11 protein-coding genes, 1 tRNA gene and 2 rRNA genes (1 of these 14 cut by a window edge) are annotated in these 15,464 nt (G+C 62.6%); 11 read left to right on the forward strand and 3 right to left on the reverse strand.

Annotation, left to right across the window (positions count from 1 at the left end):
• From BN69_RS00175 to BN69_RS00195, 5 genes are all read left to right on the forward strand, one after another.
• Nucleotides 1–2,368 (forward strand): 23S ribosomal RNA (locus tag BN69_RS00175) (it extends 454 nt beyond the left edge of the window).
• 75 nt (nt 2,369–2,443) lie between these two features.
• Nucleotides 2,444–2,559 (forward strand): 5S ribosomal RNA (gene rrf / locus BN69_RS00180).
• Nucleotides 2,560–2,675: 116 nt separating this feature from the next.
• Nucleotides 2,676–2,752: transfer RNA gene (locus tag BN69_RS00185), tRNA-Met, on the forward strand.
• A 167-nt stretch (nt 2,753–2,919) separates the two neighbouring features.
• The gene (locus BN69_RS00190) at nt 2,920–3,444 is read left to right on the forward strand and encodes a DUF421 domain-containing protein (protein WP_014889516.1); all 525 of its coding nucleotides are present in this window, start codon (nt 2,920–2,922) and stop codon (nt 3,442–3,444) included.
• Nucleotides 3,445–3,599: 155 nt separating this feature from the next.
• A complete protein-coding gene (locus BN69_RS00195; RefSeq protein WP_014889517.1) occupies nt 3,600–5,375 on the forward strand; it encodes a CocE/NonD family hydrolase in 1,776 nt (591 codons plus the stop codon).
• Nucleotides 5,376–5,397: 22 nt separating this feature from the next.
• On the opposite strand, the gene BN69_RS00200 is transcribed toward BN69_RS00195, so the two are convergent.
• Nucleotides 5,398–5,760, reverse strand: a complete 363-nt coding sequence (locus tag BN69_RS00200) for a DUF983 domain-containing protein (RefSeq protein ID WP_014889518.1) — start codon at nt 5,758–5,760, stop codon at nt 5,398–5,400.
• Nucleotides 5,761–5,975: 215 nt separating this feature from the next.
• Here BN69_RS00200 and BN69_RS00205 point away from each other — a divergent pair, with 215 nt between their 5' ends.
• Complete coding sequence (locus BN69_RS00205) at nt 5,976–8,240, forward strand: ComEC/Rec2 family competence protein (protein WP_014889519.1); 2,265 nt, start codon at nt 5,976–5,978, stop codon at nt 8,238–8,240.
• A gap of 110 nt (nt 8,241–8,350) precedes the next feature.
• On the opposite strand, the gene lexA is transcribed toward BN69_RS00205, so the two are convergent.
• Complete coding sequence (gene lexA / locus BN69_RS00210; RefSeq protein WP_014889520.1) at nt 8,351–9,061, reverse strand: transcriptional repressor LexA; 711 nt, start codon at nt 9,059–9,061, stop codon at nt 8,351–8,353.
• Nucleotides 9,062–9,281: 220 nt separating this feature from the next.
• Here lexA and gltX point away from each other — a divergent pair, with 220 nt between their 5' ends.
• The 4 genes from gltX to BN69_RS00230 all read left to right on the forward strand — a co-directional run bounded on the left by gltX (nt 9,282) and on the right by BN69_RS00230 (nt 14,258).
• Nucleotides 9,282–10,706, forward strand: coding sequence for a glutamate--tRNA ligase (gene gltX / locus BN69_RS00215; protein ID WP_014889521.1), 1,425 nt, complete (start codon nt 9,282–9,284; stop codon nt 10,704–10,706).
• Between the two features lie 297 nt (nt 10,707–11,003).
• Complete coding sequence (locus tag BN69_RS00220) at nt 11,004–12,290, forward strand: citrate synthase (protein ID WP_014889522.1); 1,287 nt, start codon at nt 11,004–11,006, stop codon at nt 12,288–12,290.
• Between the two features lie 161 nt (nt 12,291–12,451).
• Nucleotides 12,452–13,960 (forward strand): YcjX family GTP-binding protein, encoded by a 1,509-nt coding sequence (locus tag BN69_RS00225; protein ID WP_014889523.1) that lies wholly within the window; start codon nt 12,452–12,454, stop codon nt 13,958–13,960.
• Between the two features lie 70 nt (nt 13,961–14,030).
• Entirely contained in the window at nt 14,031–14,258 is a 228-nt protein-coding gene (locus tag BN69_RS00230; protein ID WP_014889524.1) for a dodecin, read from the forward strand.
• Nucleotides 14,259–14,405: 147 nt separating this feature from the next.
• Here the strand turns inward: BN69_RS00230 and BN69_RS00235 are convergent, their stop codons facing one another.
• Nucleotides 14,406–14,801, reverse strand: a complete 396-nt coding sequence (locus tag BN69_RS00235) for a hypothetical protein (protein ID WP_014889525.1) — start codon at nt 14,799–14,801, stop codon at nt 14,406–14,408.
• A 237-nt stretch (nt 14,802–15,038) separates the two neighbouring features.
• On the opposite strand from BN69_RS00235, the gene rplS reads away from it, so the two are divergent.
• Complete coding sequence (rplS, locus tag BN69_RS00240) at nt 15,039–15,425, forward strand: 50S ribosomal protein L19 (RefSeq protein WP_014889526.1); 387 nt, start codon at nt 15,039–15,041, stop codon at nt 15,423–15,425.
• Nucleotides 15,426–15,464 lie beyond the last annotated feature (39 nt).

A 15,464-nucleotide genomic window follows, 5' to 3' on the forward strand; every position in this document is an offset into this window, starting at 1 on the left:
ATCCTGTCTGAACATGGGGAGACCACTCTCCAAGCCTAAGTACTCCTCAGCGACCGATAGCGAACTAGTACCGTGAGGGAAAGGTGAAAAGCACCCCGACGAGGGGAGTGAAACAGTTCCTGAAACCGGATACCTACAAACAGTCGGAGCCCGCAAGGGTGACGGCGTACCTTTTGTATAATGGGTCAGCGACTTAAAGTAACGAGCAAGCTTAAGCCGATAGGCGTAGGCGCAGCGAAAGCGAGTCTGAATAGGGCGTTCAGTTCGTTGCTTTAGACCCGAATCCGAGTGATCTAGCCATGAGCAGGTTGAAGGTGCGGTAACACGCACTGGAGGACCGAACCGGTGTCTGTTGAAATAGACTCGGATGACTTGTGGTTAGGGGTGAAAGGCCAACCAAACTCGGGAATAGCTGGTTCTCCGCGAAAGCTATTTAGGTAGCGCCTCGCATGTATTCTCCAGGGGGTAGAGCACTGGATGGGCTAGGGGGTCCCACAGACTTACCAAACCCAACCAAACTCCGAATACCTGGAAGAACTGTGCGGGAGACACACGGTGGGTGCTAACGTCCATCGTGGAGAGGGAAACAACCCAGACCAACAGCTAAGGCCCCTAATTCGTGGCTAAGTGGGAAAGGATGTAAGAATCCCAAAACAACCAGGAGGTTGGCTTAGAAGCAGCCATCCTTTAAAGAAAGCGTAACAGCTCACTGGTCTAAATAAGGGTTCTCGCGCCGAAGATGTAACGGGGCTCAAGCCACGAGCCGAAGCTTTGGGTTTGCCCGCAAGGGCAAGCGGTAGCGGAGCGTTCCGTAATCCGTCGAAGGGATAGCCGTGAGGCGTCCTGGAGGTATCGGAAGTGCGAATGCTGACATGAGTAACGAGAAACACTGTGAAAGACAGTGTCGCCGAAAGTCCAAGGGTTCCTGCGTAAAGTTAATCTTCGCAGGGTTAGCCGGCCCCTAAGGCGAGGCCGAAAGGCGTAGTCGATGGGAACCACGTTAATATTCGTGGGCCAGCAGGTGGTGACGCGTTGCGGAAGCTGTTCGAGATTACTGGATTTCTCGGGCGGCCTAGCGGCGCCAGGAAATAGCCCCTGCATGAGACCGTACCCGAAACCGACACAGGTGGACAGGTAGAGTATACCAAGGCGCTTGAGAGAATGACGTTGAAGGAACTCGGCAATCTACCTCCGTAACTTCGGGATAAGGAGGCCTTCCGTTCGCGCAAGCGGGCGGGAGGGGCACAGACCAGGGGGTGGCAACTGTTTAACAAAAACACAGGGCTCTGCGAAATCGCAAGATGACGTATAGGGTCTGACGCCTGCCCGGTGCCGGAAGGTTAAGAGGAGGAGTGCAAGCTCTGAATTGAAGCCCCGGTAAACGGCGGCCGTAAATATAACGGTCCTAAGGTAGCGAAATTCCTTGTCGGGTAAGTTCCGACCTGCACGAATGGCGTAATGACTTCCCCGCTGTCTCCAACGTCAGCTCAGTGAAATTGAATTCCCCGTGAAGATGCGGGGTTCCTGCGGTCAGACGGAAAGACCCCGTGCACCTTTACTGTAACTTTGCATTGGCATTCGTGTCGGCATGTGTAGGATAGGTGGTAGGCTTTGAAGCATGGGCGCCAGCTCGTGTGGAGCCACCCTTGAAATACCACCCTTATCGTCATGGATGTCTAACCGCGCGCCGTCATCCGGCGCCGGGACAATGCATGGTAGGCAGTTTGACTGGGGCGGTCGCCTCCCAAAGAGTAACGGAGGCGCGCGATGGTGGGCTCAGACCGGTCGGAAATCGGTCGTCGAGTGCAATGGCATAAGCCTGCCTGACTGCGAGACAGACAAGTCGAGCAGAGACGAAAGTCGGTCATAGTGATCCGGTGGTCCCTCGTGGAAGGGCCATCGCTCAACGGATAAAAGGTACGCCGGGGATAACAGGCTGATAACCCCCAAGAGTCCATATCGACGGGGTTGTTTGGCACCTCGATGTCGGCTCATCACATCCTGGGGCTGGAGAAGGTCCCAAGGGTTCGGCTGTTCGCCGATTAAAGTGGTACGTGAGCTGGGTTCAGAACGTCGTGAGACAGTTCGGTCCCTATCTGCCGTGGGTGTAGGAGAATTGAGAGGATTTGTCCCTAGTACGAGAGGACCGGGATGAACATACCTCTGGTGGACCTGTTGTGGCGCCAGCCGCAGTGCAGGGTAGCTATGTATGGACGGGATAACCGCTGAATGCATCTAAGCGGGAAACCCACCTCAAAACGAGTTCTCCCTTGAGAGCCGTGGAAGACGACCACGTTGATAGGCCGGGTGTGGAAGTGCGGCAACGCATGGAGCTTACCGGTACTAATAGCTCGATTGGCTTGATCGCTCTCATTTATCGACGCCCATACTCGTATGGCGCGTATAGAGAGACCTCATTTGCTTCGAAGATGTGTTTCGCCGGCCTGGTGGCCTTCGGCGGAGCGATCAGACCCGATCCCATCCCGAACTCGGCCGTCAAACGCTTCTGCGCCAATGGTACTATGTCTCAAGACCTGGGAGAGTAGGTCGTCGCCAGGCCTGCGAAGCACATCAATCCTCTTAACGATATTTTTTCCAGCAGTGCTGCTTTCGCCGCGCTGCGTTTTCGGTTTCGCGCTGCTTTAGCGCGTTTCTTTTAGGCGCATTTCTCATGGCGCGGGGTGGAGCAGCCCGGTAGCTCGTCAGGCTCATAACCTGAAGGTCGTCAGTTCAAATCTGGCCCCCGCAACCAAACAAATTCGAAAACCCCGGCCCTTGCGGCCGGGGTTTTTCTTTTTGCGCCGATAAGCTTTTCCGCATCGGCGTTCCGGATCCGTCGCCGCAGAACGCCCGCGAATCGGGGAACGTATGCCCGTCCCAGCAGTTAGGCGCAGGGGCCCCCGCCGGGTGAGATTCTCGATGTTCTTTCACAGCCTCTACGATCTCGAACGAATCGCCGTAGTTGGCGTCCTCGCATATGTCACTTTGATCGTGATGCTCAGATTCACGGGCAAGCGCACGCTTTCAAAGATGAACGCTTTCGATCTGATCGTCACGGTGGCGCTCGGTTCAACCCTGTCCGCGGCCATCCTGAACAATCAGGTGTCGCTCGTCGAATGCGCGCTCGCCTTGGCGCTGCTGTGCGCGCTCCAATATGTCGTGACCTTCACATCGGTGCGCTCGCAGACATTCGCCAATCTGGTGAAATCGGAGCCGGCGCTGCTTTATTTCGAAGGGCGCTTTCTTCCCGAGGCCTTGCGGCGCGAGCGCGTCACCGAAAAGGAAGCGCTGGCGGCGATGCGCAGCCAGGGCGTCGCCGATCTCGATCGCGTGAAAGCGGTGGTGCTCGAAACCGACGGCAGTCTCAGCGTCGTGCAGGACAAGGGCGGGGGGCTCGATACGCTGCGGGATGTGAGCGGAATCGCCGAGAGCAAACAGCCTTAGCGTTTCCGTTGCGGCCTGCGCGCCCGAAGCGATACAGCCAAGGCTTCGATCGCGGGCGCAGGCTTCCATATTGGTGACGAGGATGGCGGCGCGCGTATCTATCGCGCGTTTTCCGCTGTGCGTCCGCGAGACGCTCGCAACCAAAGAGGGGCGCCATGGCCGAGTGGCTCGACAATCTCATTCCCATCAAGGCCCCGGAACTGACGCATGAGCAGCTCGCCGGCTGGCGGCCGACGCGCGCAGCGGCCGAGGGGCTTGGCTGCCGCCTTCTCGCCGATCAGCGCATCGAGGCGGCGGGCGGCGTCACCCTGTCGGCCGATGTTTATACGCCGCGCGCGCCCGGCCGCTATCCGGCGATCGTCCAGTTCGCCGCCTACACGCGCGAGCTGCACACCGCCGGCGCGCCTGTCGGCAGCAATGAGATCGGTTCGCCGCCCGTCTTCACCGACCGCGGCTATGTCCAGGTGGTGGTGGAGCGGCGGGGCATGGGCCGTTCGGGCGGGACGCAAACTGTCTTTCTGGCTCCCGAGGACGTCGACGACCATGAGCGGGCCATCGCCTGGGCCGCCGCCCAGCCCTGGTGCGACGGGCGTGTGGCGCTGTTCGGCACATCCTATTACGGCATGACGCAGCCCCTTGTCGCCGTCCGCCGTCCGCCGGCGCTGAAGGCGTTTTTCTGCAACGAGATCTGCACGGATTATTTCCGCCACCTCGTGCAGTTCAGCGGCGTCTTCAACCTCTATTTTTGCAACCTCTGGATGGGCGCCAATTTCACGCCGGCGATGTATCGCCTGCGCGTGCCGCCGGTCGTCCGGGCGCTCCTCAGCCATGTCTTCAATTCGCCGCTCCAGCGGTTGTGGCGACCCTTATTGATGAAGCGGATCGACGCCATCTACCGCGCCTTCATGTCCAAAACGCCGGTCAAGCCGGTGCGCGAGTGGTACGCGAACTGGATGCTGGACGGAAAATCGCGAGAGACTTGCGCGCTTCAGTCAGGCCCTTCGGGAGATCTCGGCAAGATCGAAATCCCTTTCGTCGTGGTGCAGAATCTCGGCTATTTCAACCTGCACCAGTTCGGGAGCTATGATCTGTTTGAGAACGCCGCGACGCCGGCGGACCGCAAATGGATGATCCTCGCGCCGCCGCGCTACGAACTGCCGGTCTATGCCTGGCAATTGGAGGCGCTCGCCTTCTTCGATCATATTTTCCACGGCGTGGACAATGGCTACGCCAGCCAACCGGCCGTCCGCTACTGGCTCGAAGGCGAGGAGCGATACGTCGGCGCCGCCGACTTTCCGGCGCCGGGAACGACGCAGCGGCGCTTCTATCTCGCCTCGGGCGGCGCGGACGACGCGCGCCACAAGCTGGCGGAGACGCCGGGAGAGGGCGAAAACCGCTGGGCCGCCGTTCCCCTGGGCTTGCCGGTGCTCGGCGGCTTCGATGAGGTGGCGAACCAGACGCTCACATTCGAAATGACCGCGGCGCGGCCGATGACGCTCGCCGGCCCCGTATCTCTCAATCTCGTCTTCAGCTCCAATGAGATCGATTCCCATGTCGTCGCGCGGCTCGGCCGCGTCGCCAAGGACGGCCCCTATAGCCTTCTCTCGCTCGGAGCCATGAGTCCGGCGCGGCGGCGGCGCGACCCGGCGCGCGACACGGCCTGTGAGATCGTGCACGACACCTCCTTTCGGGAGCCTTTAGAGCCCGGTAGGCCGGTGACGCTCTCCTTCAGCCTTACGCCTGCGCCGACCCGGCTGCAGCCCGGCGACCGCTTGCGACTCGACGTGGCGAGCCGCCTCGATCTGCTGCGGAGCGACGTCAGCCATGGCTATGTGCATTTCGACATGCCGGGGCCGCCCTATTTCGCGCGCAACACGCTGCATTACGGGCCGGATGCTTATCTTGCCGTGTCCGAGGCGCCGGCGGCGTGAGAGCCGTGTTCACAACCGCAAATCATGACTTCGGCTTCCTCGACAACAGCCATAGCGCCGAGATGAAAAATCCCTTCGTAAGCGGGAGCAGGAGCAACACGAGCGCGATCGTCAGCGGCACAACGATCAGCATCTCGACGGCGCAGGCGTAGCGTCCGCTGCTCTCCAAGATAAAGAGAAGCGGCACGACGAGAATCGTCACGACGCCGACGGTCAGCCACGCCGGCCCGTCATCCGCATCGAGGCCCGCAAAGCCTTCCCCGCAATGGGCGCAAGAATCGCGCGGCTTGAGGTAGCTCGCGAACAGCTTGCCTACGCCGCAGTTCGGGCATTTTCGCCTAAGTCCGCGAAACAATGATCTGCCCGGCGATGGGTCGCGCTTCATTGACGGCTAAACCGAATGACGGGGATCGCCGCGCGATGTGCGCGCAATCGCGTCGCGAGTCCATCTAATGTGGATCTCGCTCCTGATTTGACGGGATAGGTTCTTGTCGCGCCGCAGGCAACCGCCCGCTGGCGCGTGGCGGGCCAAGGCGATGCAAGACAAGGGGCGCGGTCGGCGCTAGGCTCTTTCCCATATTTGTGCGGGACCGGGCATTCTTGAACGACATTTCGCGCACGGCTGAACGGGAGGAACGCGGCCGCGATCTTTCATCGCGCCTCTTTCCGCTGCGCGCCCGAGGCATAGCGGGAGCTCTCCTCGCGTCGCTGGAGCAGGAGCGGGCGCTGCGCCGTCCGTTTCTGTGGCTGGTCGTCGCGTCGGGCGGCGGCGTCGTGCTCTATTTCTCGGCTGAGCGCGAACCTTCGCTGGCGCTCTGCCTTTGCGAGCTCGCCGCCTTTGCCGTCCTGGCCGGGCTTACGCGCCGCCATGCGCGGGCCCATGCGCTTTTCCTGACGCTTGCTTTCGTCGCCCTCGGCTTTGCGTCCGGCGCCTGGCGGACGGCGCGCGTCGCCGCGCCGATCGTTCCACGGGTTGGCGTCGGCGAACTGACGGGCTTCGTCGAGGAGGTGGATCTGCGCCGCGCCGGCGCGCGTTTCATTCTGCGCGTCGCGAGCGCCGAAGGCTATCCGGACGACGTCGTTCCCGCCCGCGTGCGGCTGACGACGCGCGGCGAGCCCAATTTTTCGGCCGGCGACTTCATCGCCTTCAAGGCGCGGTTGATGCCGCCGGCGCGGGCGGCGCTCCCCGGCGGCTATGATTTCGCGCGGGACGCGTTTTTTGCGCGCATCGGCGCGGTCGGCAACGCGCTCGGACGCATCGAGACGATGCCGCCGCCCGAACCGGCGCCATTCTCGCTGCGTTTCTTCGCGCATGTCGATCGCATGCGAAACGCCTTGGCGATGCGGGTCTATCGAATCATCGACGGCGACGCGGGCGCGATCGCCGCCGCCATGGTGACCGGCAAGCGCGACCTGCTGTCGGAAGATGCGAAAAATCTCATTCGCCGGGCGGGCATATTTCACATCATCACCATTTCCGGCGTTCAGATGACGCTTGTCGCGGGCATCTTCTTCGTCGGCTTTCGGCGCTTGATGGCGATGTCGCAAACGCTTGCGCTGAATTATCCGATCAAAAAATGGGCGGCGGCGCTCGCCATGCTCGGCGCCATTCTCTACGACATCGGCACGGGCTCGCGCGTCGGCACCGAGCGCGCGCTTGTGATGACGCTCATCATGCTTGCGGCGGTTCTCTTCGATCGTCCGTCGCTGTCGATGCGCAATCTGGCGCTTGCCGCGCTCTTCATCATCGCTTTCGAGCCGGAGGCGTTGCTGGGGGCAAGCTTTCAGCTCTCTTTCGCGGCGGTGGCTGCCTTGATCGCGGTGTACGAATGGCGTGGCGAATATCTCGCGAAACGCCGCATCGACGATCGCGCGCCGCGCGGGCGATGGGCAGCGTTTCGTGAAAGCGTCGTCGAGCGCCTGCTGCAAGGACCCGGGGCGGCGATTTTCGCAACGCTCTGCGCGACCTCGGCGACCGCTTCATTCATGGCGAATGATTTTCACGAGCTGAGCCCCTATGTGCTGATCGGCAATCCGCTGACGCTGGCGATCATTGAATTTTTCGCCGTTCCCTGCGCGCTCGTCGGCGCCGCGCTTTACCCCTTGGGCCTCGACGGCTTCATCTGGCGCTATCTGAACCTGGGCATCGACCTCGTGACCTATCTCGCCGGGCTGATCGCGAGCGCGCCCGGCGCGAGTCTGCCGGTTGCGGCTTTTGCGCCCTGGGCGATCCTTTTCCTTTCGCTTGCGGTCCTGTCGCTCGTGTTGTGGCGCACTTGGGCGTGGCGCGCGCTCGCCATTCCGCTCGCCGTGATCGGGCTGATGGGCGCGAGGAGCGGCGCGCCCTTTGATCTGGCCGTGCCGGCGACCGGAGAATCGGCGGCGCTGCGTCTTCCGTCCGGTCAGCTCGCCGTCATGGGGCAAAAGCCGAGCGCTTTCGCCGCGGAACAATGGTTGCGGGCGGACGGCGACTCGCGCCCGTCCGCGGACGCGAGGAGCGGCGTCGCTTGCGACGACGCGGGTTGCGTGGCGAAGGCCGTCAATGGCCGCTTAGTCGCGCTCGTCGCCGGGCGCGGCGGCTTTTTCGAAGACTGCGCGCGCGCCGCCGTCATTGTGACGCCGCTCTATGCGCCATTGGGCTGCGCGGCGGAGATCGTGATCGATCGCCAGCGACTGTCCGAAACAGGGGCGGTGGCTTTGAGGTTCAAGGCGGATCGCGTCGAATGGACGACCGCGCGCGCGATCGACGAGGATCGCCCATGGTCCCCCGCGCCCCGCAATCGCCGGGCGTCCGGATTTGCCGCGCCGCTGAGCGATGACGAGCGCAGCGCGGAAGAGGCGCGAGCGATGGAGCCGCTGGAGTAGGGCGGAGCAATTCACGCGTCATCGCGAGGAGCGTAGCGACGAAGCAATCAAGGGGCTGTTAAAGCGCTGGATGGCTTCGCTTCGCTCGCAATGACGGCATTGCCACGAAACTAATACTTCCGCAGCAGGCTCACAAGCCTGCCCTGAATGCGGACGCGATCGGGGCCGAAGATGCGCGTCTCATAGGCGGGGTTGGCCGCCTCCAACGCGATCGAGGCGCCGCGCTTGCGCAGGCGCTTCAGCGTCGCTTCCTCGTCGTCGATCAGCGCCACGACGATGTCGCCGGTGTCGGCGCTGTCCTGCTTGCGGATGACGACCGTATCGCCGTCGAGGATTCCCGCTTCGATCATCGAATCGCCGCGCACTTCGAGCGCGAAGTGCTCGCCGCTCATCAGCAGGTCGGGCGGCAAATTGATCGTGTGGCTGCGGTTCTGGATGGCGGAGATCGGCGTGCCGGCGGCGATGCGTCCCATGACCGGAACGGCGACCTGATGGTCGCCTTCGTCCTCGAAACGTTCGCTGAGCGGCCGCACGCGCCCGAGATTTCCCTCGATGACGGACGGCGAGAACTTGCCGCTGCGCCCGCCGGCGACCCGTGGCGTGGACGATTCGGGCAGACGCAGAACTTCGAGCGCGCGGGCGCGATTGGGCAGGCGGCGGATGAAGCCGCGTTCCTCGAGCGCGAGGATCAGCCGATGAATCCCCGACTTCGACCGCAGGTCGAGCGCGTCCTTCATCTCGTCGAAGGACGGCGGCACGCCCGACTCCTTCAGACGTTCATGGATGAAGCGCAATAGATCATTTTGTTTTTTGGTCAGCATCGCCGCACCGCCCCGCAAGCCGAATCGTTGATTTTGGCTGAGCCGCAGCTTCTGGCTCGATAACCTAAACAAATCATGAACAGAACGATATCGGTTCTTACTGCGTTCCGCAAGTCATATGTTCACGCTTTGGTTAAGCCATCATTCGTGACGAACTATGTTCGCCCCGCCTGTCCCGTGCTAGACGGGCCGACCCAAAGCCAAGGAATTCGCGTCGCTCATGTCTCAGGTCGTCACTCGCTTCGCTCCGTCGCCCACCGGCTTTCTGCACATCGGCGGGGCGCGCACGGCGCTGTTCAACTGGCTTTACGCCAAGAAGCACGGCGGTCGGATGATGCTGCGTATCGAAGACACCGACCGCGAGCGCTCCACGCAAGCGGCGATCGAGGCCATCATCGACGGCCTGCAGTGGCTTGGCCTCGAATGGGACGGCGACATCGTCTACCAGTCCGCGCGCGCGGCGCGCCATGCGGAAGTCGCCGAAGCGCTGCTGGCGCAGGGACGCGCCTATCGCTGCTACGCCACGGCGCAGGAGCTCGAGGAGATGCGCGAGAAGGCCAAGGCCGAAAAGCGCCCCTGGCGTTACGACGGCCGCTGGCGCGATCGCGATCCCTCCGAGGCGCCCGCCGGCGCGCCCTATGTCGTGCGCATCAAGGCGCCCCAGGACGGCGAGACGATCGTCGACGACGCCGTGCAGGGACGCGTCGTCTTCCAGAACAAGGATCTTGACGATTTCATTCTGCTGCGCTCGGACGGCGCGCCGACCTATATGCTCGCGGTCGTCGCCGACGATCACGACATGGGCGTGACGCAGATCATTCGCGGCGACGATCATCTCACCAATGCGGCGCGACAGACACACATCTATCAGGCGATGGGCTGGACGGCGCCCGCCTTCGCGCATATTCCGCTGATTCACGGACCGGACGGCGCCAAGCTTTCGAAGCGCCATGGCGCGCTCGGCGTCGACGCCTACCGCGCGATGGGCTATCTGCCGGCCGCGCTGCGCAACTATCTCGTTCGGTTGGGGTGGTCGCAGGGCGACAAGGAGTTCTTCACGACGCCGGAGATGATCGAGTCGTTCGATCTTGCGCAGGTGCATCGCTCGCCGGCGCGGTTCGATTTCGCCAAGCTCGAAAATATGAACGGCCATTATCTGCGCGACAGCGATGATGACGCGCTGTTCGACTTGCTCGTCGCGACGCTTCCCTATCTCGAAGGCGGCGGCGCCATCGCGCAGGCGCTCACCGATAGAACGCGCGCGCAGTTGCGCGCCGCCTTGCCGGGACTGAAGGCGCGCGCCAAGACCTTGAACGAACTTCTCGACGGCGCGGGCTTTCTCTTCGCGAAGCGTCCGCTGTCGCTCGATGCAAAGGCGGCGCAGCTGCTTTCGGCGGAAGCGCGCGGGCGGCTGGCGACGCTCGTCGAGAAACTTGCGGATCTGCCGAACTGGACGGCCGCGACGACGGAAGCGGTCGTGCGCGATCTTGCGACGGCGCTTGGCGTCAAACTGGGCGATCTCGCACAGCCTTTGCGCGCCGCGCTCACCGGCCGCGCGACGTCGCCCGGCATATTCGACGTGCTGGAAATTCTGGGGCGCGAGGAAAGTCTTGCGCGAATTTCCGACCAGGCCGCCGTCGGGTAAGCCGTCGCGTCGCTGCGGCGTTGGCGCGCGTAAAAATCGCTGACGCGATTTTCGGCGCCGCGCCGTTTTCCGCGCCAGCGCGGAACATGTCATCGACGCGCGATACGCGTGGCGCGCTTGACAGCCTTTGCGGTTGATATAGCTTTTTGCACCGCACAACAAACCGAATGCGACGCATCGGCGTGCGCGTGAACGCGACGACATCGCGAATGTGACGCAATTCATGCATAGCGTTCGCGCGCGTCGCGCCGCGAACCGGCTCGTTGCGAGCGCGGGGCGGTCGAGAGGGGAGCGGGTATGCCGGAGAAGAATGCTATCTTCACAGTCGGCGACGGGTCGGTCGATTTGCCGATCAAGGATGGCACGCTGGGGCCGTCCGTTGCGGACATCCGCAATCTCTACGCCGAAACCGGCATGTTCACCTTCGATCCCGGATTCACCGCGACCGCGTCATGCGAATCGAAGATCACCTTTATCGACGGCGAAGCCGGCGTTCTGCTCTATCGCGGCTATCCGATTCAACAGCTCGCCGAACATGGCGACTTTCTCGAAACCTGCTACCTGCTGCTCTACGGCGAATTGCCGTCGGCCGCCGAGAAGGCGAATTTCGACTATCGGATCACGCGCCACACAATGGTGCATGAGCAGATGGCGCGGTTCTTCCAGGGGTTCCGCCGCGACGCGCATCCGATGGCGGTGATGGTCGCCTCCGTGGGCGCGCTCTCCGCCTTCTATCACGACTCGACCAACATCGCCGATCCCACCCAGCGCATGGTGGCCTCGACGCGCATGATCGCGAAGATCCCGACGCTCGCGGCGATGGCCTATAAATATTCGATCGGCCAGCCGTTCGTTTATCCAAAGAACGATCTCGACTACACGTCGAACTTCCTGCGCATGTGTTTCGCCGTTCCTTGCGAGGAATATAAGGTCAATCCGGTGCTGTCGCGCGCGCTTGACCGGATCTTCATCCTGCACGCCGATCACGAGCAGAATGCATCGACGTCGACCGTCCGTCTGTCCGGCTCGTCCGGGGCGAATCCTTTCGCCTGCATCGCGGCGGGCATCGCCTCGCTGTGGGGGCCGGCGCATGGCGGCGCCAATGAAGCGGTGCTGAAAATGCTCGCCGAAATCGGCACTCCGGACCGCATTCCGCAGTTCATCGCGCGCGCCAAGGACAAGAATGATCCGTTTCGGCTCATGGGCTTTGGCCATCGCGTCTATAAGAACTATGATCCGCGCGCCAAGATCATGCAGCGCACGACGCGCGAAGTTTTGAACGAACTCGGCGTCAAGGACGATCTGCTCGACGTCGCGCTGGAGCTCGAGCGCATCGCGCTGCACGATGATTATTTCATCGAGAAACAACTCTATCCCAACATCGACTTCTATTCCGGCATCACGCTCAAGGCGATGAACTTCCCCACGGCGATGTTCACCGTGTTGTTCGCGGTCGCGCGCACCGTCGGTTGGATCGCGCAATGGAAGGAGATGATCGAGGACCAGGGTTCCCGCATCGGTCGTCCGCGCCAGCTCTATACGGGCGAGAAACAGCGCGACTACGTGCCGATGTCGAAGCGGTGATGACGCGCGCCGGGCTCCGGTAGGCGCATCGTCTTCATTCCCGTTCGGCGCAGAATCGTTCCGAGCGGTCTTCACCTTTGGTTTGCAGCGCGACATGTTCTCACCAGCGTCTCTTGAAGCGACGCGACGTGATGCTATAGGTCGGCGGACCCGGAGCGCCCTTGTCGCAATTGTCCGATCTGCTGTTCGAAACGCGCATCGCCACCGAGAGCGTCGCTGACTTTCTCGCCGGCGGGCGCCTGCGGCTTGGCGTCACCGGCCTGTCGCGCGCCGGCAAAACGGTCTTCATCACCGCGCTCGTGCACCATTTGACGCGGGCGATCGCGGCGCGCCCGGACAAGGGCGGCGACAGCAAGACTCAGCTCCCGGTGTTTCGCGCGCTCGCCGAAGGTCGCATTACGTCGGCGCATCTCGATCCGCAGCCAGATTACAGCGTCCCGCGCTTCGCCTATGAGGAGCATCTCGCGGCGCTCACCGGGCTGGACCGGCGCTGGCCGCAATCGACGCGGCGGATTTCCGAACTGCGGGTGACGCTGGAATATCGCTCGAAGGGCTGGTCGCTGCGCAAGGGCTTCGGCCAGGGTCCGACGCGACTCGACATCGACATCGTCGATTATCCCGGCGAATGGCTGCTTGATCTGCCGCTCCTTGGCAAGTCCTACGCGCAATGGTCTCGCGAGACGCTCGACGCGGCGAGCGCCTCCGCCCGGGCGATGATCGCGAGCGAGTGGCGGGGCCTGACCGCGCAGACGGACGTCAAATCGCGCTACGATGAAGAAACCGCGCAGAAACTGGCGCAGACCTTCACCCAATATCTGCGTCTGGCGCGCTCCGAGCGTTTCGCCCTGTCCAGCCTGCCGCCGGGTCGGTTTCTGATGCCGGGCGATCTCGAAGGATCGCCGGCGCTGACATTCGCGCCGTTTCCCGTGTCGGAGAGCGAGGAATTGCCCTATCGCAGCCTTGGGCGCGAAATGGAGCGCCGATACGAGGCCTATAAGTCGCAGGTCGTGCGGCCGTTCTTTCGGGATCATTTCGCGCGGCTCGATCGGCAGATCGTGCTCGTCGACGCGCTTGCGGCGCTCAATTCGGGTCCAGAGGCGGTGCGCGATCTGGAGACGGCGCTGACAGACGTGCTCATGGCGTTTCGCACCGGCCGCGCCAATCTGTTCTCCACGATCTTTCGCCCGAAGATCGACCGCATACTCTTCGCGGCGACGAAGGCCGACCATCTGCATCACACGAGCCATGACCGGCTGGAAGCGATCCTGCGTCACCTGACCGCCCGCGCCATAGAGCGCGCTGAGGGGGTAGGCGCCTCGATCGACGTAATCGCGCTCGCCGCCGTTCGGGCGACGCGCGAAGCGATGGTGCGGCATGAGGGCGAAAAACTGTCGGCCATCGTCGGCACGCCGGTCGCCGGGGAGCGCATTGGCCACGAGACTTTCGACGGCGTGGCGGAAGGCGCGATTTTCCCCGGCGAGTTGCCGGCGGATCCGCGCGACGTGTTTAAAGGCGAAGCGCTGGCCGTTTCCGATGAAGAGGCGGACTTCCGCTTTCTCAAGTTCAGGCCGCCGGCCGCGATATTGGGCGCCGACCAGAAGCCGCTGCCGTTGCCGCATATCAGGCTCGATCGCGCGATGGAGTTTCTTTTCGGCGACCGATTGAGCTGACGTCGTCCGCGGCGAAGTCCGCGCTACCTATCGCAGGCAAGATTAGACATCTGAATTGAGGGAGCTTCATATGGAAGGTCATGTCTATAAGGTTGTCGAGCTTGTCGGGTCTTCGCCGGACAGCGTCGAGGACGCCGTGAGCGCCGCGCTCAAGCGCGCCGGCGAAACCTTGCGCAACTTGCGTTGGTTCGAAGTCGTCCAGATTCGCGGCAACATCAATAAGGGTGCGGTCGCCGATTATCAGGTGGTGCTGAAAGTCGGCTTCACGCTCGATCGCGAGGACGAGACCATCGGGTGAAGCGGAAGCCGCGATGGGCTTCCGCTTCACGGCGTTAGAGCAGGTTCCGGAAAGGCTGACAGACTTTTTCGATGAAAACTGCTCCACCATTTCGACATTGAGCGATTCCGTATCGATCACATGATCGCCATGTGATCGGGACGCGCTCTAGGACATGAGCCGACCGGCGGCTTCTGGGCTTGGCGCATGGGCGGCGTTCGACCAGAGGCGCGCGCCTGCGCTGAACATTTGCTGCGCGTCGGAGAACAGGCGGCGCGAGTCCTCCGTCGTCATCTCGATATGTTTGCTCGTCCAATCCTTTAGAACCGTCGTGGTCTCGGATATGGACCGCGACGCCGTGAGCTTCGAGGCAAGTTCCGCCGTCAACGCCGCTTCCTGCTGCATACGCTCCATCAGGACGCGGTTGGCGTCCTGCAGACAGTCCCAGATCTCGGTGCGCGCTTCGGCGAAATCTTCCAGCCGCCGCCGTCCGTCCGCAGCACCTTCGGCCGCCGCTTCGGCGGGCCGCGCGCTTTCGTTGCGCCGCTCTTCCTGCTGGGTCATGTCGCGTCTCTCCCTCGTCGCTTGAAACGCCAGCGCCCCCGGGGCCACTATATAAGACCACCTGAGGGAATGTCTGTGACGATCGTTCTGCGCGCATTGCCGCAGCTTGAGGGTTCCTCCGACCCCAACGGCTCGACAAAGCGCCGCCTTTCGGTTATGGACCGGGACTCAACTAGAACAGCGTTCCGAAACGCTCGTCGGCCCCAAGGCTAAGACGAAACGGCAGGAGTTTTCGTTATGAACATTATCGAGCAGCTCGAGGCGGAACATGCCGCCAAGCTTATCGAAGGCAAGAAAATCCCCGAGTTTCGGCCGGGAGATACGGTGATCGTGAACGTCAAGGTGAAGGAAGGCGAGCGCGCGCGCATCCAGGCTTATGAAGGCGTCGTCATTTCGCGCCAGGGCGGCGGGCTGAACGAGAGCTTCACTGTCCGCAAGATTTCCTATGGCGAGGGCGTCGAGCGCGTCTTCCCGATCCATGGGCCGCTGATCGACTCGATCAAGCTCGTCCGCCGCGGCAAGGTGCGCCGCGCCAAGCTCTATTATCTGCGCGACCGCCGCGGCAAGTCCGCCCGCATCGCCGAGCGCATCGACACCAAGCCGAAGGCGGCCGCAGGCAAATAACCACGGTTTTCGGAGAATGCCGCCGTCCGCAGCCGCCCG

The sequence above is a fragment of the Methylocystis sp. SC2 genome, assembly GCF_000304315.1.
Taxonomy (GTDB): Bacteria; Pseudomonadota; Alphaproteobacteria; order Rhizobiales; family Beijerinckiaceae; genus Methylocystis.